The following is a 19,441-nucleotide window of genomic DNA, read 5'->3' as shown; positions in this document are numbered from 1 at the left end:
AGCGTCGGACCATTCCGACGCCTGCCCCACCTCACGGCGCTTCCGCGATCCCGCCTCGCTTAACCACGAAAAGGTCGACTTCAGAGCGGCCTTCAAGAACATCGAGAGCATGCCACACGCGCTCGGCGCCCCACGGCGAGAGAATCGCCGCGTCCCGCGGGTCGATGAGATCCCACGCCTCAAGCTCTTCCTCCTGCAGACGCACTCGATCGCGAAGCTCCGCCTCGGGAACCACCCCGGCATCGAACACGAAGTGAACTCCCATCGGTGCGCCGTAGGCGGCGCTCGACGGCACCCAGCTCACCGAAAGGAGCCGGCCGACCGGAAGATCCAGGTTGAGCTCTTCGCGCAGCTCCCGGGCGGTGGCCTCTCGCGCGTCCTCGCCGGCATCCACGCCTCCGCCCGGCAAGAGCCAGTGGTCGCGGTAGTTCGGTTTTTCCACGAGGATTCGACCGTGCTCGTCGCGGATCACGGCCGCACCCGAGCTGAAGAGGGTAGGCAGCTGCTGGTAGAAGTAGGGGTTCGGGAGGAGGTCGCTCATGCCTCCACGGTAGCGAGGCGGCCTGAGCCCGGTCAGGGTCGGCATGCGCCGGCAACAGTTCTCGTCGATGCTCGTCGAGGTCACCTCGCCCAGTGCACCGCTCTCGTGCCGCATCCCGCACGCCACCCCGGGCCACATAATCTGTATACAGATCTTTTCGATGACAAAAGCCTGTCCCGTCAATTTGCAAAAGACACCCAAAGCCGCGCATCTAATGCGATTACAGTCGACGCGCTCTCGGGCACGAGCAGCCGCCCGCACACCGCGCACTGCGCGCGGGCAAAGTCCCCCGCTCGCGCGCTATACTCGAACGGGCAGCGGAGCCAGCGAATTGGGGCACCGCGGCCCTTCCCGCCACCGTCGGCGGGGCACACACAATTCATAACCCCAACCGTGTGGATAGCTTTATATCCCCGCGAATATTCACATCATCAATACCCGGAAGTAAGGTTCAGTGCTCCGTGTTCGCGACGGCTGCGGACTCAGTAGCTCCTATAACCTCACGCTTTCCGAATTACGGAGTTTTCCATGGATATCTCACGCCGTTCGCTTCTGGGCGCCAGCGCGCTCACCCTCGGCCCCGTCGCTCTCGCCCTCACGGGCTGCTCCACCGGTAAATCCGGCTCCACCTCGGGTGGCGGCAGCGACAAGGACTTCGTTCTATGGACCTGGCCCGAGGGCTTCAGCGAGGACACCCTCAAGGCCGTCAAAGAACAGTTCCCCGACATCAACTTCCGCCAGAATGTCATCGGTGGCGACTTCAAGCAGAAGCTCACGACCACCTTCAGCGCCGGCTCCGGCCTTCCCGACATCACCGGCGTCAAGGGCGAAGACATCGCCTTCTTCCTCTCGAAGACCGACTACTTCGAGGATCTCAACGAACTCGGCGCGAAAGACATCAAGGGCGACTACCTCGACTGGAAATGGCAGCAGGCCACCTCGAAAGACGGCAAGCAGCTCGGTATCCCGATCGACATCGGCCCCACCGCCCTCTTCTATCGCATCGACGTGTTTGAAGAAGCAGGACTCCCCTTCGAACCAGCCGAACTCGAAGCCGCGATTCGCGAGTGGGACGCCTACTTCGAACTCGGCAAGGAACTCATCGCCAAGAAGCCTGGCACCTACCTGATCCGCAACAGCGCCGGCATCTTCAGCACCGCCTACCGCCAAAGCGGCAAGGGCTTTATCGATGAGAACCAGATGTTCATCGGCGATCAGGACCACATCCGCAAGGCCTGGGATCTCTCGGTCAAGGCGAATGCTGCCGGCATCAACGCCGCCCTTGACTCGCAGACCGCTGACTCCGCGGCAGCTGTCAACGAAGGGCGCTTGCCCGCCGACTTCGGCGCGTCGTGGCACCTCGCCGACATGAAAGTCGACGCCCCCGAAACTGCCGGCAAGTGGCGCGTGTGCAAGCACCCTGGTGAGGCCGTCAACCAGGGCGGTTCGTTCCTGACTATCCCGAAGGGCGCGAAGGACCCGAAGAAGTCGTTCGAGCTCATCTCCTTCATTCTCAACGCGAAGAACCAGGCAGTCGAGTACACCTTCAGCGGCAACTTCCCCGCTGCACCCGAGGCGCACTCGATGCCCGAGGTCGACGGTGCCGTCGAATTCCTCGGCGGCCAAAAAGCCGCGGAGGTCTTCAGCGCCGCCGCCGAAACCGTTCGCCCGCTGTATGAAGACCCGAACTCCGAATCGGTCATCGCACCGTTCACTGCAGAGCTCGAACAAATCGAATCGACAGGCAAGGACCCTGAAAAGGCGTGGAACGACGCGGTCACGGCCGCTAAGCGCATCGCCGAACAGGCCGGTATCAAGGTGAAGTAACAGATATGAACAATCCGCAACCCCGGCCACTCGGGACGCGCATCAAAAAGGCGCTGCCGCAATACCTGGCCATCTCGCCGTACTTTTTCTTCTTTTTCGTGTTCGGTGCGATGCCGGTCGTTTTCACGATGGCGCTCGCGTTCACGAACTGGTCGGGGTTGGGCGACTTCGACTTGGTCGGCTTCACCAACTTCAAGTACCTGATCTCCGATCCTCTCTTCTACAAATCCCTCGTCAACACCCTGATTCTGTGGGTCATGGGCACTGTTCCCACCCTCATTCTCGCGACGATCCTCGCCCTCATGCTCAACTCGACCCTCAGGTTCTCGACGACCTACAAAGTCATCTACCTGATCCCGAACATCACGTCGATGGTCGCGATGGGTATGCTGTTCAGCTCGATCTTCTCGAGCCAATTCGGTATCGCAAACGCCATCATCAACGTGTTCGGTTTCGAGAACATCGCGTGGCTTCAAACCGAATGGGGCATCAAGATTGCGATCTCATGCCTCACGACCTGGGCGTTCGTGGGCTACAACGCGCTGCTTATCCTCGCCGGCCTCCAGGCGATCGATAAATCCCTCTACGAAGCCGCCGCACTCGACGGCGCAAACTCGTGGCAGATCTTCTTCCACATCACCCTCCCCCAGCTGCGGCCAATCATCCTGTTCGTCACCCTGATGTCGACGATCGGCTCACTCCAAAGCTTCACCGAATCGCAGGTGCTGACCTCCTCGAACTCCGGAGGTGCAGCAAGTGCGGGCGGCATCAACAACTCTGGTCTCACCATGGTGATGTACTTCTACTCGGTGGCCTTCCAAGAGAACCGCTACGGCTACGGCGCCGCGATTGCGTGGGGCGTTTTCGTTGTCGTCATGTTCTTCTCGATCATCAACTGGCTCGTGACCCGCGAGCGCAAGGACTAAGGGGCGCCTCGACATGACAGCTCAGACTCATACGGACACGATTGTTCGCCGCCGCAAGCCGATTCGGATCACCACGATCCTCAAATACATCGCGCTCACGGCGGGCGCGCTCGTCTCGTTGTTCCCGTTCTACTGGATGTTCATCCTCGCGACCCACCCGTCGTCCGCGATCTTCAAGTTCCCGCCGGATGTGCTTCCCGGTGATCGTCTCGGCACCAACATCGAGACCATCACCTCGAAGATCAGCATTTGGGCGGCAATGGGCAACACCCTGGTCGTGGCCCTGTCCGTGACGGTACTCGGGCTTTTCGTCTCGTCGATCACCGCATTCACCTTCGCGAAGTTCGAGTTCCCCGGCAAAAAAGGCCTCTTCCTCATCATCATGGCCACGTTCCTTCTGCCGGCCCAGCTCGCGAGCATCCCGCAGTTCCTGTTCATGAGCAAGCTCGGTTGGACCGGCGACCTCAAGGCCCTGATTTTCCCGTCGCTCGCAAGCGCGTTCGGCGTGTTTTGGCTTCGTCAATACGCGACGAACTCGGTGTCAACCGAGTTGCTCGAGGCTGCCCGCATCGACGGTTGTGGCTTCCTGCGCCAGTACCGCCACGTGTGCCTCCCGCTCATCAGGCCGGCCCTCGCCTTCCTCGGCATGTTCACGTTCATCGGCGCATGGAACGACTTCATGTGGCCCCTCATTGTGCTCACGAACCCGGATAAGCTCACACTTCAGGTCGCATTGAGCCAGCTGAAGACCGCCCACGGAAGTGACTACGGCATGCTCATGGCCTCGGCCCTGATCGCGGTCGTGCCGCTCATCATCGTGTTCATCATTGGCGCGAAGCAGTTCATTGCGGGTATCGCCGAGGGCGCGGTGAAGTCCTAGCCCGCTCTTTCATGAGCGGGGCGATTACTCCCCCGACGCTCAGGCTTTGCGGGTTTCGACGTTCGCGTCGCCAACGAGTTCGGCAAGTTTCGCGTCGTACCAGGCCGCTGCCTGTTCCGGGGTTTTGTCACCCACCATCACGGTGTCCATTGCGTCCTGGATCGCGGAGGAGACCTCGGGATAGACCGCGAAGGCGGGCCGGTAATGGGCGCCCTCGAGCATGTCGGTGAAGAATCCGACGGTTGGCGAATAGCCCCTGTACTCCTCGTTTTGCGCGACGTCCCTCCTCGTCGTGAGCGTGCCTCCCGTGATGTTGCGCTGAACCTGGTGCTCGAGGCTGCATAGCTCCTTGACGAGTGCGAACGAGAGCTCGCGATCACGCGCGTGCGTGGGGATCGCCCAGCCCCAGCCTCCCGCGAGCGTTGTCGATCCGGGGGCCTCGCCGTGCTGAGTGGGCATGAAGGCGACACCGACGTCATCGGGCCACGTGGGCCAGGGGGCGAGGCTGCCTTCGGCCCAGAGGAATGAGATCCACGATCCATCGATGAGGATGCCGAGCTCGCCCGCGGGGAACATCGTAGCCTGCACGGCGTCCATGAGATTCGGGTCGAAGTGGCGGGCTGCGGGGAGCGTGAGCCCTTCGTCGAACTGGCGCTTGTAAAACGCGAGCGCGTCAATGAAGCCCTGCGAGCCCGCAACCCATTTCTTCGTCTCGGGATTGTAGAGCGTGTCGTTCGTGCCGTAGAGGAGCATCTCGAGGCCCTGCATCGAGGCTGATTCGCCCTGCGCTTTTCCGCAGTACATGAACATGCCGGTCGCGCCGATGTCGGCGTCGCGAATGACCGCGGCAGTCTCGGCGATGTCTTCCCACGATTGCGGCTGCCACTCGGTGGGAAGTCCCGCCTTCTCGAACACTCTCTTGTGGTAGTAGATGCCGCGCGTATCGGTCTCGGTGGGAATAAAGTGCACGCGCCCCTCGGGGTCCTTGGCAGCCTCCTTGGAGGCCGGGTAGAAACTCTCCCAGGCCTCCCACGCGTCAACGAGATCATCGATCGGTTGAAGGTAACCGGCGGCGATGTCGGATTGGAGAATGAAGGAGTCTTCGAACACGACGTCCGGGCAGCTGCGCGGCGAGGCCATGAGCAGCTCATTTTTCGTGAAGTAGTCATTCGTCGCGGCCACGATCGGCACGAGCTCGACCTTCACCTCCGGGTGTTTCGCGGTAAAGCTCGCGGCTACTCCCGTCAGCCACTGCTCGAGGTTCGTGTCTGATCCGAACTGTTGGAACGCGATCCGCAGCGTCAAGGCGTCGCGCTCGCTCGCGCACCCGGTCAGCATCGACAGCGGGAGCGTTGCCGCCACACCGCCCGTCACCGTGAGGAAGTTTCGGCGCGACGGCCGGTTCGTGACTCTCACGGCGTGGTGCATGATGGCGGTCCTCTCGTTCGCGGGCCACCGGTGTGCGTGGCTAAGCTGCCCCGTACTCCACGCGAGGGGCCGGGGAGACTCCCGTAGCCTACCGATGACTGGGCTGCCTGCGGAACTTTGGCCGGATCGCGGTCGCGCGGGCGCTTCTCCGCGGTGCTTCACTCACCCCTTAACCGCGCCGTCTTCCACTCCCTTGAAGAAGAAGCGCTGGAACACGGCAAAGAACAGGATGATCGGCACGAGCGCAATCATGGTGCCCGCGGCGATGACGCGCGGGTTGGAACCGAAGTTCGAGTTGAGGTACTGCATGCCCACGGTGAGCGTGTATTTGTCGGGATCGCTCAGCACGAGCAGCGGCCACAGGAAGTCATCCCACCCGCCGATGAACGCGAAAATGGCGACGACACTCGCCATACCCCGCACGTTCGGCCACACCACTCGCGTGATGATTTGCCACGTATTCGCGCCGTCGATCACGGCCGCGTCAAGGAGCGCCGGCGGGATCGATCGGCACGCCGCCATCATGAGAAGAACGTTGACAGCACCGATGAGGCCGGGAAGCACGACGCCCGCGAGCGAGTCAGCGAGGCCAAGCGACTTGATCGTGAGGAACTGGCTCATGAGGGTCACTTCGCCGGGCAGGAGAAGCGTCGAAAAGAGGATCCCGAGCGCGATTTTCTTGCCCTTGAACTGCAAGCAGCCCAGGGCGTAACCGGCGATTGTCGAGAAGACCACGTTCGCGAGTGCGAGTGACACGGCGACGATGAGCGAGTGCCAGGCGTAGCCGAGGATCGGCACGGTGTTGGCAACCTCGACGTAGTTGTGGAGCGTGAAATCACTCGGCAGAAGCGACGGCGGGAACTGATAGATGGGGTCCTTCGGGCCTTTGAAACTCGTGCTGAGCTGCCACAGGAACGGCCCCACCGACACGAAGAACATCGCGACGAGCAGAATGTAGCGCACGATCAAACCGGCAAGCGTCGGCTTATTAAATCCCCCGGATTCCTTGCTGCGCCACGGGCGGTTCGTGTTGCGGTAGGTGCGGGAAGAGGTTCCGACGGCTTCCGGGTTCACGTTGCCGGCTCCAGTTTCGAGAGTGGACATTCCGATCAGTTCCTTAGTGCGCGTTCGAGTCTGGCCGGTTGTTGAGGTAGGCCACGAGGATGAGTGGCCCCACCGTGAAGAGGAAGAGGAGTACGGAAAGCGCCGATGCGTAGCCGAGCCTGCCGTTGAGGCCTGAGCCGACCTGCTGGACGAGCATGACGAGCGAGGAAGCCTCGCCACCGGGCCCGCCCGAGCCTTTCGAGAGCACGTACAGTTCGGAGAACACGCGCATGCCGCTCACGGTGATGAGGGCGCTCACGAGGAACATTGCGCCGCGCACGCCCGGAACGGTGACCGACCAGAAGCGGCGCCAGGCGCTCGCGCCGTCCATGGCTGCGGCCTCGTGGAGCTCGTTGCCGACGTTGGCGAGTGCCGCGAGGTACACGACCATGTAGTACCCGAGACCCTTCCATACGGTGAGGACGACGGCCGTGAAAATGAGACCCCATCGCGAGGCGAGGAACGGCAACGGGCCTTGAACGAGGCCGAGGAATTGCAGGGTTTCGTTGATGACGCCGCGTGAGTCGAAGAGCCACTGGAAGATGAGGGCCACGACAACAACCGAGGCAATGACGGGGAAGTAGAAAGTCGTTCGGAAGAACGAAATGCCGGGAATCACGCGATGCACGAGGAGAGCGAGCAAGAGCGGCAAGAAGGTCAGGAGGGGGACGCACGCAACGGTGAAGGCAAGCGTCGTTCCGAGCGATGTCCACACGCGCGCATCGCTAAAGAGCGCCGCATAGTTGTCGAAGGCGACGAAGGTTCCTCCGGTGAGCGGGCGCGCATTCGTGAAGCTCAGGACGACCGTGTTGACGAACGGCCATAGAGCAAAAACGACGACCCACACAACTGCGGGGCCTACGAGGAGCCACGGGACGTACCACTTGTATGAACGCACGCTACTTCTTTCCTTCCAACGGTGCGGCGTAAAGGGGCCGGGCGAGGCCCGAGGGGCTTCGCCCGGCGACGGGTATCAGCTGAGCTGATCGTTGCCGTACTTTACGGCTGCGTCGAGCGCTTCTTTAGCCGTGATGTCGCCGCGCATGGCGAGCGCCATCTGCTGCCCCATGTTGGTCTTCATGTCTTCGGTCCACATGACGTTCGTGGGGTCGACTGCGGTCTTCATCGACTCGGCGGCCAGCTCGACTGCTTTGTTCTGCAGTTCGATGTCCGATTTTTCGGCGAACTTGCTGGGGTCGGCTGCCGCTTCTTTCGTGCCGGGCAAGAAGCCCTGTGCGAGCTTGACGAACTCGATCTGGTTTTCGGTGTTCGTCGCGAACTTCGCGAAGGCGAGTGCTGCGGCGGGGGCCTTCGACTTTGCGGAGACGGCGATGCCCTGCACGAACAGGGGCGGCTGCCCCATGCGCTTCGTGACGACCGTCTTCTCGATGAGGCCGGGGTTATCGGTCTTGAGCTCGGTGGGGTAGCTCGAGGTCGCGGTTGTCCACAGCACCTTCTCCTGCTTGTACAGCTGGGCGTTACCGGTGTAGTTATCGCTCAGCACCTCGACCGGCATGGCCTTGGCTTTGTACAGCTCCACGTATTTCTGCAGGAAGTCGACGTTTTCGTCGGTGTTGAAGTTGAACTTGCCGTCGTCACCAGAGGTGATGATGATTTCGGGGAGCGAGGAGATGATCGGGGCGGATCCCCCCTGCTTGGCGGCTTCCATGGCCAGGTCGTAGAGCTCGTCGAAGGTGGTGGGCAGCGATTCCTCGCTCACGCCGAACTTGCTCAGCGCATCGATGTTCCACCAGGACATGTCGGTACCGAGGTACCACGGGTAGCCGTAGCTGCCGTCGATGCCCGGCATTTCGTAGGCCTTGACGCCGCCCTCGACGTACATGTCTTTGAGCTTGTCGTCGGCCTTCGCGAGGTCGAGAAGCATGCCGTTCTTTGCGAGTGAGTACGCGAAGTTCGGCGGAACGTTGACGACGTCAGGGAGCGCGCCGGAGTTTGCCTGGCCGAGGAGCTTATCCTCGTAGCCTTCGCCGGGCTGATCCATCCACTTGACTTTGACGCCCGGGTTTTCTTTTTCGAACCTTGCGACGAGGTCTTCAAAGTAAGGGCTGAATTTTTCGTTCTTGAGCGACCAGGTTTGGAACGAAATCTCGCCCTCGACCTTGCCTTCTTTGGCTTCCTTGGCGGCTTTATCCTGTTCGGCGCTGCCGCCGCCACCGCTCAGACCGCATCCCGCGAGGGTGAGCCCCATAAGCCCGACGCCTGCACCGAGAACCGCGCGACGAGTTGTTTTCATTGCCGTGTACCTCTTCCTTGAGATGTCGTGAGCGGCACCAGACCGGTGATAACTAAACCGCTAAAGTTGAGTGTACACGCCTCCTCAGCCACACGGAAGACTGAAGGCCCGCAGGCGGATCGCTCCGCCCGCGGGCCCAAACCCCCACAGCCCCTATGGAATCCAGTTAAAAACGCGCGCGAAGCGTCACGATCTGGAACGGTCGGGCCGCGATCGTGATCCCGTCGCCGTCAGCGCGCTGGGCCTGGTAGTGCAGCACCGACTCCTCGGTCAGCTCACGCTCGAGAAGATCCACAGCGACAATCTCCTCAGCGCCAGGCACCACAACGACACCCTCGCCGCGCACGCCCTCGGACTCGTATAGGCGCACGATCAGATCGCCCGACTGGTCCTCGGCGAGTTTGAGCGTCTGGAGGCGCAGCGAGGTCCCCTCCCCCTCGATGCGCGCAAGCGCAGCGTCCACGAGGTCGTGATCGACATCGCGCGGCACCTGATTGAGTCGCGTGCCCTCGTCGATTGCGTCGGCAATCGACGCACCCGGAACGAGCGAAAACCGCATCCGGTACTGCCCCTCCTCAGCGCGCGGATCGGGGAACTCGGCCGCGCGGATCACGGTCGCGCGCACGATCGTGGTCGTGCCGCCGTCACTCTCGCGAAGGCATCGGCGCACGTCGTGGCCGTACGAAGAGTCGTTCGCCAGCGAGACGGCCGAGCCTGCCTGATCACCCTCGTGCACGCGCACCCAGCGGTGCGCGCACGTCTCGAAGCGACCGAAGTCGTCGAGCGTGTTGACGGGGATGGGGCGTTCGATGTGCCCGAACTGGATCTCGCTCGCCATGTGCGCCGCGCGCAGGTCGAACGGGAACGCGAGCTTGAGAACCTTTTTGCGCTCGTGCCAATCCACGTCGAGCACGACCTCGAGCCCCTTGGCACCGGGCGAGAGCACGTATGTGAGCACAATCCTCGAGCCGGTCCCGTTAGAGGGCGCGCCGGGGTACGGACGCTCCTCGGTGCGCACGCCCTCCGTGCGGGTCTCGTAGGTGGCGCGCACGCGCACCGCCTCGCCTTCGCGCTCCACGCTCACGGGTCCGACGGCTGCCAGGTCCCTGCCAATGCGCCGATAAAACTCGTCGATGTCCCACGAATCCCACGCGTTGGGGGTATCGCGGTGAAGCTGGAGCAGCGCGCCTTTGGCGCCGGGGGCGATGAGCTCGCGGCCGCTTTCGCCGGCGCGGAGGCTCACGAGGTGGCCGTCGCCATCAATCCGCGCGAAAACGTGGCCGTTGCTGAGGGCGAAGCAGCCGTCGGACTCTTCGCACGTAACCTCGCCCGCGGTTTCACTGCTCTTTGCCGCGCCCGTGTCCTTTGCCCTCGCGATTGCCTCGAGGGCTTTCTCGACGAGTTCCTCGCCGCGCTCCGCGATGCCCTCGTAGTTGTGTTCGGTCTCCTTGTGCACCCACGCGATCGAACTGCCGGGGAGGATGTCGTGGAACTGGAGGAGGAGGACCTTTTCCCACAGCTCGTTGATCTCCGCATAGGGGTACTCGAACGAGTCATCGAGGCGTGCGGCGAGCGCGCTCCATTTCTCGACGTCGTGCATGAGCGCCTCACTCCGGCGGTTGCCCTGCTTACCGCGGATCTGTGACGAGTACGTGCCGCGGTGAAGCTCGAGGTACAGCTCACCGTTCCAGCGTGGCGCATCGGCGTATTCGGCGCGGCTGCGCTCAAAGAATGCCGTGGGGCTCGAGAACTCGACCTTCGGCGAACCCTCGAGGCTCGCGGCCCGGCGGCCCGCCGCGAGTTGCTCGCGCGTGGGGCCGCCACCGCCATCGCCCCAACCGGTCGGGCTAAGCGCGATGTGGCTGCGGCCCTTGTCCTTGTAGTTCTTCTCGACGTATGCGAGTTCTTTGCCGGTGAGCTGGCAGTTGTAGGTGTCGGCGGGCGGGAAGTGCGTGTACTGGGTCGTGCCGTCGATGCCCTCCCACCAGAACGTGTGGTGCGGGAACACGGAGAACTGGTTCCAGCTGACCTTTTGGGTGAGGAAGTTGGTGTTGCCCGCGGCGGCGCAAATTTGCGGAAGCGCGCCCGAATATCCGAAGGAATCGGGCAACCAGGTTTCTGTGGTTTCGAGCCCAAACTCGCGCAAGAAAAAGCTCTTGCCCTGAATGAACTGCCGGGCCATTGCCTCGGAGCCGGGCATGTTCGTGTCGGACTCGACCCACATGCCACCCACGGGAATGAAACGGCCGCTCGCGACGTGCGCCTTGATGCGCTCGAACAGTTCGGGGTAGAAATCTCGGATCCACTGGTACTGCTGCGCCGATGAACACGAGAACGTCAGGTCGTCGTAATGCTCGAGGAGCCAGCACACGTTGGAGAAGGTGCGCGCGCATTTACGCACTGTCTCGCGCACGGGCCAGAGCCACGCGGAGTCAATGTGGGCGTGGCCGGTCGCGATCACGGTCATCGCGGAGGCATTGGCGGGCTTGTCGAGTTCGCGACGCAGCACCTCGCGGGCGTCGCTGGCGGTCGCGTGCAGATCATCCGGGTCGGCGACGTCGAGTGCATCGTCGAGGCAGCGGAGGATGTCCTGGCGGCGCGTGCTGTCCTCGGGGAGTTCATGCATGAGGCCGTTCAGCGCAACGACATCCTGTTCGAGCTCCCAGATCGTTGTCGAGCGCCACGCGAGGCGAAGTTCCGTGAGGTCGTAAATCGGGTCGTCTCCCGCGCTCTCCCACTCACCGAGCTTCGTCGGCGCGAATGTCCAGTCACCTGCGACGTTGGGATTGGCGGCAAGTTCGAGGTAGTACTCGAAGCTCGTGATGCCGGGTTCGAGCGTGAGGTACTGGTTGTAGGGATTGACCGCCTTGACGGTGGTGCCGTCGGTATTCCAGATGAGCGCCTCGGCCTGGAAGCCCGGCATGTTCGTGAAGGAGAGATTGAGCTGGAGTTCTATGTCACGTTCGTCGTCGGTCACCCACGCGTCGGGGACCTCGCCCGTCACGTGCAGCCACAGGGTTGACCAGGGGCGGCCCCAGCGCGCGCCGACCTCGATGGGGATATAGGTCTGCGCTTTCGCTTCGGCGAAGGGCACGGGCTCGCCGGGCACCTCCCACGCTTCGATCGTGACGGGCGCGGTATCGAGGTGACGCCGGGCGGGAAGCTGTTCGGCGAGGAACCGTCGGACCCGGTCCTCGCTGTGCGCGCGGTTGTTGAACATCGGTTGGCCTTTCGTCGAGGGTCTGCTGCGCGTTCGGGTTACGGGCGGGCACGGTCGTGATCGGCGGGTGGCGAACGACGGTGCTCGCGCTATCCGAGCTCGAGGCTTCGGTACTCTCCACGGCGAGCGAAATCCATCCATTCGCCGAAGACATCGGATCCTGTATTGGTGAGGGAGCGGTTCGAGCCATCGGCCTTCAGCCCTTCCACGATCACGCTCTGCGTCGAGGTTGGGGTCGTGGCAAGCTCGCCGGCTTTCTCGAGAGCGATGAGGTCGCGGAGGCGCTCGCCCGCGGGTTTCACCGCTCCTTCGGAATCGATGAGACCCAGGCTATATTCCAGATCTGGGAAGTCGGCAAGTGTTCTCGAGACGTCGTGGGAGCACCACCAGGTGATGCCCGAGAGGTCTCGGTACCCGCACGCTGCGCGAACGGTTCCCTCGAGGAAATCGGCGGCGTTCTCGGGACTCACCCACGGCGTTGGCGCGCCCACTTCCTGGAGCCACACGGGGCGGTCCGACGGTTGCCCGCTCACCCTGTGCCAGAGGTCTGCGACCTCGAGCAGGTAGCGGGCGAAGTGGGGAAGCTCGGGGGCATCGATGCCGTAGCGTTGCGCCGCGCCGCCGAAGATCCACGAGTGCACGGTTGTGGAGTCACCGAGTTCAACGGCCGCGCGGGGGGTGAAGGGGTGAGCATCGACGAACCAGGTGTCGTCATCAAAGCAGTGGTGGTGGGCTCCCGTCGGGAAGGCTCCGCGCACCTCGGCGAGCATGCCGTCGAGCCAGGCGTAGGCCTCGCTCGGGGAGATCTCGTGGCGTTCGGGGTGCCGTGGGGCGGCGAACTGACCGATCTCGTTGCCGAGGGTGAGGCCCGAGACGTGTGGGCGGGCGGAGAGCTCGGCGGCGAGGGCGCGGGCGAGGGCGCGCTGGCCGTTCACGACGTCGGCGTCGGTGAAAATGTTGCGGCGATGCCACGTACTCACCCACGAGGGGAGGAAGTCGAAGCTCGACAGGTGACCTTGGAGGAGATCCACGGAGACCGTGAGGCCCGCGTCGCCGGCGGCGTCGGCGACGGCGAGGACGTCATCGATGGCTTTCGAGTCGATGAAAGTGCGATTGGGCTGCAGGAGCGGCCACAGCGGGAAGATGCGCACGTGGTCGAGGCCGAGGTCGGCGAGGGTCGCGAAGTCGTTGTCGACCGAGCCGAGATCGAGGTTCGCCCAGGAGTGGAACCAGCCTTTTCGGGGGGTGTAGTTCGCGCCCCACGCGTGCTGTTGATTCATCGCGTCACCTCGTTGTCGCTGGATACCCATGCGCTCACCTAAAGCGCTTTAGCTCAAAAGGTATCATGGACTGCATGGCCCGCCCCACCATCGCCGATATCGCCCGCACCGCCGGTGTTTCGAGTACCGCCGTGTCGTTCGCGCTCAACGGGCGGCCCGGAGTCGCCGAACCCACCCGCGAAAAAATCATGGCGATCGCCCACGACATGGGGTGGACCCCAAACAGTGCCGCTCGAGCGCTGTCCACTTCGCGCGTCAACGCGATCGGCCTCATCATCACGTCGTCCTACGCCGAACTCGCGCGAGACGCCTTCTTTCTCCAGCTCATCGCGGGCGTCGAGCACGCACTCTCGTCGAGCCCCGTCGCCCTCGTCCTCAAAATTGTCGAGAACTTCGAGGATGAGCTCACGGCGATTCGCCAGTGGCACGGCGAGTCCCGCATCGACGGGCTCATCCTCGTCAACCCTCGCCCCGACGACCCGCGGCCTGCGCTTACGAACACGCTCGGCGTTCCCACCGTCTTCATCGGCAAGCCCGGAACGAACGAGCAGTTCTCCTCCGTTTTCATCGACGACGCTCTCGTCATGGACACGCTTATCGAAGACCTCGTGGCCCACGGAACGCGCCGCATCGCCTACCTCCATTCGCACGCCCGCTACAGTCACGGCGAGGCTCGCCTCAAGGCCCTCAGGCGCAGCCGCCCGGGGATCACGGCAATTGAGCACGGCATCCCCTTGGGCGAGCTCGACGACACCTGCGCGGCCATTCGCGATTTCGCCTCGATGCTCGACCTCACGGCCGCGACGACGTTCGTGTGCGAGAGCGAGGACCTCACTCTCGCGACCCTGCGCGCACTCAGCGACCTCGATGTCGCCGTCCCCGCAGACGCGGGCGTCGTGTCGTGGGAATCGACCCCGGGCCTCACGCTCCGTACCCCTGCGGTCTCGACGCTCGAGCGAAGCCCCGCCGAGATGGGAAGCGCCGCGGTGGAAGTCCTCCGCGACATGCGCGACAATCCCGGGCCCGAGCCCCGCACACGCGAACTCGCGTGCCCGCGCCTTCACGCGCGCGACACTCTCCCGCCGCGCGTCGAGAGCTAGAGAAGCGGCTCGGCCACGAGCGACGGGCGAGAGATCCCCGCAACGTCGAGGGCAAGCTCGCAAAACATCGCATTGGACCACGAGAACCACTCGCGCGTGAACGCCGTGGGATCGTTGCAGTCGACCCCTTCGTGCATATAGCCGGTTCCACCGGTCGTCGCGAGGAGCAACTCGAGAATCGCCCGCTTCTCGTCGATGTGGGTCGAGGTGAGCCCCTCGACGGATTTCGCGATGGGCCACACGTAGCCCTCGGGCGTATGCGGGGAGCCGACTCCCGCGAGCGCCGATCCCTCGTAATAGAACGGGTTGGCGGTGCTCAACACGGCCGCGCGTGTCGCGAGATACAGCGGGTCCTCGGCATCAATCACGCCCAGATACGGGAGAGACAGAAGCGAGGGGACGTTCGCGTCATCCATGAAGAGGGCTTCACCGGAACCGTCAACCTCGTACCAGAACCGGGCACCCCCCTCATCGCGCGTGATTCCGTGCGCCTCAATCCCCTTGAGGATCCCCTCGCGTACGAGGTCGGCACGCTCGCCCAGGGGCAGACGTCGGACCCCTTCACCCTGCTCCCCCGGCGCCTCGCTAAATCCGGCCGTCGCGCACGCCTCCACGAGCGCCGGCACGGCCCTGAGAGCCGAGGCCATGAAGAGGTTCCCCGGGATGTTGTAGCCGAGCGCGCACGCGTCATCGCTCGGGCGAAAGCCCTGCCAGACGAGCCCACACGGCTCAGTGAGCCGCCCGCGCCCCTCGCGTACGAGCGTGTCGGTGGGCGGGCAGTCGCGGCGCACGAACGTGTACGTCGAGCGTTCTTCGTGGTGGGTTTCGGTTTCGAGGACCTCGAGGACGGCCTCAAGGGCTGGGAGCGTGTCGGCGGTGATCCAGGATGTGTTGCCGGTTGCGAGCAGGCGCGCGGCGAGGTCAATCGGGTAGGCGAGCGAGTCAATCTCGAACTTGCGCTCCCACACCCACGGGCTCGGCTCGGGTTCGTCGTCATCCCAGCGGTTTGAGTTGGCTTCCTCGTTAAAGGCGTTTGCGTACGGGTCGATGAGAATCATGCGCCAGTGCGTCGCGAGCAGGCCGCCGATCAGGTCACCGAGGGTTTCGTCCTCGCCGACCAGGCGAAGCAGTGGCGAGAGTTGCGCGCACGAATCTCGCAGCCACATCGCGGGGATGTCGCCCGTCATCACGAACGTGTCCCCCTTGCCGCGGCGACGAACCGTCGTCCGCGCCGTGTTGTCAAGGAATCGCACCACGGCCTCGGCGACGCCCTCGCCAGCAGCGTCGCGCACGCGGGCAGACACGCGTTCAAGGAGTTCAGGGGCGAGTTCAACGCCTTGGGGATGAGGGGTTCCGACGGTGGCAAAGCGGGACACTCTTAGCTCATTTCGCTCGGGGTTCTCGGCCGCCAACAGTGGCGGATGTGGACCTTCTTCCGGTCTTCGATGCTCCCACTTTCTCGCATCCCGCACCGTGGAGGCAACACGGCTCGTGCCCCTCTCACGCCTTTACATTCCCAGGTAGGAGTTTTACCCTCGTATGTGAATCGCGTCATAGATACGTGATTGGCGCATATACGTCTACAACGGAGTGAGACATGAATCGGCCACGCGGAGCCACGCACCAATCGTCGCGGCGAACCTTCCTGAAAGTGACCGGAGGAATCGCGAGCACACTCCCCCTCGCGATGCTCGCAGGCTGCTCGAGCGAGCGCGATTCGTCCACGCTCAAGGTCGCCTATCAGCAATTTGGTTCGGGCACGACCCTCCAGCAGTGGCTCACGAAGATCATCGCGGAGTTCACCAAGAAGCACCCCGGCGTGAGCGTCGAGCTCCTGCCGATCGTCGCCGCGGAGAACGACTACTTCACGAAGAACGAACTCTTGATGTCGTCGCCCCGAAGCTGCCCCGACCTCGTTTTCGAAGACACCTTCATCCTGCTCTCCGACGTTGCCGCCGGATACATTCAACCGATCGACGATCTCGTCAAGGGCTGGGAGGGCTGGGACAACCTCTACCCCGCTTCCCAAGCGGCAGCCGTCGATCCCGAGGGGCGCGCGCACTGCGTTCCCACTGAAACGGACACGCGCGGCATCTATTACAACAAGAAGGTCTTCGAAAAGGCCGGCCTGCCCACCGAGTGGCAGCCGCGCACGTGGGAGGAGATCGCCGAAGCTGCCACGACCATTCGTGACACGAACGTCGATGCCGCCGGCATGTTCATGTACTGCGGGAAAACCCAGGGCGAAAAAGCCTCGATGCAGGGCTTCGAAATGCTGCTGTATGGCACGAACGACACCCTCTACAACCCCGAGACGAAGAAGTGGGTCGCAGGGTCGCAGGGCTTCATCGACACGCTCGCGTTTTACAAGCGCCAGTTCGACGAGAAGCTCACGCTGCCCGTCTCCCAACACCTCGACCCGAATATCGCCGAAGCGATCCAATCGACGATGTTCCCCGCCGGCAAACTCGGGATCCTCATTGACGGCTCGTGGATCTCCAACCAGTGGGCTGAGGACGGCCCCGCACCGTGGCCCACGTGGCAGGACGATGTGGGCCTCGCCCAGATGCCCACGCAAAATGGAGAAGAACCGGGGCTGACCACCCTCGCCGGCGGCTGGGGATGGACGATCCCCACCCACGCGCGCGACCGAGAGCTCTCCTTCGAACTCATCAAGGAACTGTGTACGCTCGAGAGTCTCGTCTACCGCAATAAGAGCGGCGCCAACCTCACGACAAGGAGGGACGTCGCGAAAAACGAGGAATACAGGACTTACTCGCCAACCGTCGGATTCTTCACCGACATTTTCGAAGCCGCCTACTACCGGCCGGCGTTTGCTGTCTATCCCGAAGTGTCTTCCGCTCTTCAAGACGCAATGGACACCGTGATGGTGGGCGACAAGACTCCCGAACAGGCAGCCGCCTGGTACGACACCAAGCTCACCGAGCTGGTGGGCAAGGAGAACATCGAGGTGCGTAACTCATGAGTACTTCCGTAGATGCCGTCGCAGCGGCGCCAACAAGTGCGCCAACCAATCGCAAACGGGCTCCGCTCGGGAATCACCTCACGCCTCGCCGCGGCCTCCTCATGGTTCCCGCGTTCCTGCTCATCGCGATTTTCATGCTCGGCCCGATCGTCTATTCGATCTATCTCGCGTTTACGAATAAAGCCGTGCGCGGGGAGAACGCGAAAGCCGTGGAGTTCGTCGCGCTGGACAACTTCATCACCGCCTTTAGCGACGATCGGTTCTGGAACGCCGTCGTCCTCACCCTGATTTTCACCCTGGTGTCCGCGGTTATCGGCCAAAATCTCCTCGGCATGGTTCTCGCACTCCTCATGGAGAAGGCCAACCGCCTCGTGACGTTCATCGGCACGTCGATCGTGATTCTCGCGTGGATCCTCCCAGAGGTCGTCGCGGGCTACCTCCTGTACACCTTCTTCGCCGATCACGGCTCCCTCAACACGCTCCTCACGAGCATCGGGCTTCCCGGGCAAGACTGGCTCTTTAGCGCGCCGATCCTCGCGGTGTCGTTCGCGAACATTTGGCGCGGAACAGCGTTCACGATGCTCATCTACTCGGCGGCTCTCACGTCGATCCCGAAGGACGTATACGAATCAGCGGAGATCGACGGCGCGGGGGCGTTCACGCGACTTATCCGCATCACAATTCCGCTCATGCGTACCGCGATCGCCACGAACCTCATGCTCATCACGCTGCAGACCCTTTCCGTTTTCGGTCTGATCTTCATCATGACCGGTGGCGGCCCCTCCGGTCGCAGCCAGACCCTCCCCCTGTACATGTATGAGCAGGCGTTCTCGTACGGCCAGCTCGGCTACGGCACCGCGGTCGCGCTAATCCTGCTCGCGATTGGGGCGATCGCCTCACTCATCTATCTGAAGCTTCTGCCTGAGGAGGACAAGCGATGACCACCGCAGCTCCCACGAAGGCCCGTGCGAAAAGCGACCGCGGAAACCAGCCTCACACGGCGCGCGGGCGCCTCACGTCCGCTCTCTCCTCGATCGTCATCGCCCTCATTAGCGTAAGTTTCGCGATCCCCATTCTGTGGGTCGTGCTTGCGTCTTTCGATACCGAAGCGACCCTCGCGGTGAAGGCGCCGGAACACTGGAGTTTCGGCAACTATCAGGCAATCTGGAACGAGCAGACGACGTTCCGCCCGCTCCTCAACTCGCTTGTGCTGTGCGGGTGCGCAACACTGATCACGATGACGGTCGCGGTGCTATGCGCCTACGCCTTCTCTCGGTATCGCTTCCGGGCGCGGCGCCCGCTGCTTCTCGGCATCCTGTTTTCCACGGGCCTTCCGATCACGGCAATCATGATCCCCGTGTATTCGATGTTCGTGCAGGTCAACCTCGTTGACTCGATGCCCGCCGCGATCCTGTTCCTTGCCACGTCGTCGCTTCCCTACGCCATCTTCCTCACGAAAGGGTTCATCGATTCCGTGCCCGTCGAGATTGAGGAAAGCGCGTGGACGGAAGGTGCGGGTGTGGTGCGCACGATCCTCTCGGTCGTTCTTCCACTCATGAGGTCGGGCCTCGCCGTCGCCACGATTTTCACGTTCGTGGGCATGTGGGGCAACTTCTTCGTGCCGTTCATGCTGCTGCTGAGTCCCGAGAAGCTCCCGGCTGCCGTCACCCTCTACACGTTCTCGTCCCAGTACGGCCAGGTGGCGTACGGTCAGCTCGCGGCGTTCTCGATCTTCTACTCCGCCCCGATCGTGGTGCTGTATTTGGCGCTCGGCCGGAGCCTCGGCACGGGCTTCGCGGCCGCCGGCGGCGTCAAGGGTTAGGGGGTCCGACGGTTGCTTTAATCTGAAGAGCGCTCCCGGCATCGATCGCCGGGAGCGCTCTTTGTGCACCAGC

Annotated in this window: 15 protein-coding genes; 7 read left to right on the top strand and 8 right to left on the bottom strand. The window is 63.1% G+C overall.

The window, feature by feature from the left end:
- Positions 1-31 precede the first annotated feature (31 nt).
- Positions 32-655 (bottom strand): NUDIX hydrolase, encoded by a 624-nt coding sequence (locus HMPREF1484_RS04080; RefSeq protein ID WP_016663754.1) that lies wholly within the window; start codon positions 653-655, stop codon positions 32-34.
- A 414-nt stretch (positions 656-1,069) separates the two neighbouring features.
- On the opposite strand from HMPREF1484_RS04080, the gene HMPREF1484_RS04075 reads away from it, so the two are divergent.
- From HMPREF1484_RS04075 to HMPREF1484_RS04065, 3 genes are read left to right on the top strand one after another with little or no spacing between them, the layout of a single operon-like run.
- Entirely contained in the window at positions 1,070-2,368 is a 1,299-nt protein-coding gene (locus tag HMPREF1484_RS04075) for an extracellular solute-binding protein (protein WP_016663753.1), read from the top strand.
- Positions 2,369-2,373: 5 nt separating this feature from the next.
- Positions 2,374-3,294: a carbohydrate ABC transporter permease gene (locus HMPREF1484_RS04070; RefSeq protein WP_016663752.1), complete on the top strand. Its 921-nt coding sequence runs from the start codon at positions 2,374-2,376 to the stop codon at positions 3,292-3,294.
- A gap of 13 nt (positions 3,295-3,307) precedes the next feature.
- On the top strand, positions 3,308-4,174 hold the full coding sequence (locus HMPREF1484_RS04065) for a carbohydrate ABC transporter permease (RefSeq protein WP_016663751.1): 867 nt from the start codon (positions 3,308-3,310) through the stop codon (positions 4,172-4,174).
- 39 nt (positions 4,175-4,213) lie between these two features.
- Here HMPREF1484_RS04065 and HMPREF1484_RS04060 read toward each other — a convergent pair whose 3' ends face one another.
- The 6 genes from HMPREF1484_RS04060 to HMPREF1484_RS04035 form a co-directional block, all read right to left on the bottom strand.
- Entirely contained in the window at positions 4,214-5,602 is a 1,389-nt protein-coding gene (locus tag HMPREF1484_RS04060; protein ID WP_016663750.1) for an extracellular solute-binding protein, read from the bottom strand.
- 162 nt (positions 5,603-5,764) lie between these two features.
- Positions 5,765-6,706 carry a carbohydrate ABC transporter permease gene (locus HMPREF1484_RS04055; RefSeq protein ID WP_016663749.1) on the bottom strand — a complete coding sequence of 314 codons (942 nt, stop codon included), beginning with the start codon at positions 6,704-6,706 and terminating at the stop codon, positions 5,765-5,767.
- A 13-nt stretch (positions 6,707-6,719) separates the two neighbouring features.
- Positions 6,720-7,604: a carbohydrate ABC transporter permease gene (locus HMPREF1484_RS04050; protein ID WP_016663748.1), complete on the bottom strand. Its 885-nt coding sequence runs from the start codon at positions 7,602-7,604 to the stop codon at positions 6,720-6,722.
- A gap of 75 nt (positions 7,605-7,679) precedes the next feature.
- A complete protein-coding gene (locus HMPREF1484_RS04045; protein ID WP_016663747.1) occupies positions 7,680-8,960 on the bottom strand; it encodes an extracellular solute-binding protein in 1,281 nt (426 codons plus the stop codon).
- Between the two features lie 166 nt (positions 8,961-9,126).
- Positions 9,127-12,180 carry a glycoside hydrolase family 38 C-terminal domain-containing protein gene (locus HMPREF1484_RS04040; protein ID WP_016663746.1) on the bottom strand — a complete coding sequence of 1,018 codons (3,054 nt, stop codon included), beginning with the start codon at positions 12,178-12,180 and terminating at the stop codon, positions 9,127-9,129.
- An 89-nt stretch (positions 12,181-12,269) separates the two neighbouring features.
- Positions 12,270-13,460: a hypothetical protein gene (locus tag HMPREF1484_RS04035; protein ID WP_016663745.1), complete on the bottom strand. Its 1,191-nt coding sequence runs from the start codon at positions 13,458-13,460 to the stop codon at positions 12,270-12,272.
- A 74-nt stretch (positions 13,461-13,534) separates the two neighbouring features.
- On the opposite strand from HMPREF1484_RS04035, the gene HMPREF1484_RS04030 reads away from it, so the two are divergent.
- Positions 13,535-14,560, top strand: coding sequence for a LacI family DNA-binding transcriptional regulator (locus HMPREF1484_RS04030; RefSeq protein ID WP_016663744.1), 1,026 nt, complete (start codon positions 13,535-13,537; stop codon positions 14,558-14,560).
- On the opposite strand, the gene HMPREF1484_RS04025 is transcribed toward HMPREF1484_RS04030, so the two are convergent.
- Positions 14,557-15,936: a glycoside hydrolase family 125 protein gene (locus tag HMPREF1484_RS04025; RefSeq protein WP_016663743.1), complete on the bottom strand. Its 1,380-nt coding sequence runs from the start codon at positions 15,934-15,936 to the stop codon at positions 14,557-14,559. The genes HMPREF1484_RS04030 and HMPREF1484_RS04025 overlap by 4 nt on opposite strands.
- Positions 15,937-16,211: 275 nt before the next feature.
- Between HMPREF1484_RS04025 and HMPREF1484_RS04020 the strand changes: the two genes are divergently transcribed.
- From HMPREF1484_RS04020 to HMPREF1484_RS04010, 3 genes are read left to right on the top strand one after another with little or no spacing between them, the layout of a single operon-like run.
- A complete protein-coding gene (locus HMPREF1484_RS04020; protein ID WP_232049687.1) occupies positions 16,212-17,546 on the top strand; it encodes an extracellular solute-binding protein in 1,335 nt (444 codons plus the stop codon).
- On the top strand, positions 17,543-18,487 hold the full coding sequence (locus HMPREF1484_RS04015) for a carbohydrate ABC transporter permease (RefSeq protein ID WP_016663741.1): 945 nt from the start codon (positions 17,543-17,545) through the stop codon (positions 18,485-18,487). Before HMPREF1484_RS04020 ends, HMPREF1484_RS04015 begins: the two co-directional genes overlap by 4 nt.
- Positions 18,484-19,368 (top strand): carbohydrate ABC transporter permease, encoded by an 885-nt coding sequence (locus tag HMPREF1484_RS04010; RefSeq protein WP_016663740.1) that lies wholly within the window; start codon positions 18,484-18,486, stop codon positions 19,366-19,368. Before HMPREF1484_RS04015 ends, HMPREF1484_RS04010 begins: the two co-directional genes overlap by 4 nt.
- Positions 19,369-19,441 lie beyond the last annotated feature (73 nt).

It is taken from the genome of Dermabacter sp. HFH0086 (assembly GCF_000413375.1).
GTDB lineage: Bacteria > Actinomycetota > Actinomycetes > Actinomycetales > Dermabacteraceae > Dermabacter > Dermabacter hominis.
Note: the sequence above shows the minus strand (reverse complement) of the source record. Positions and strands in the feature narration are given on the sequence as shown.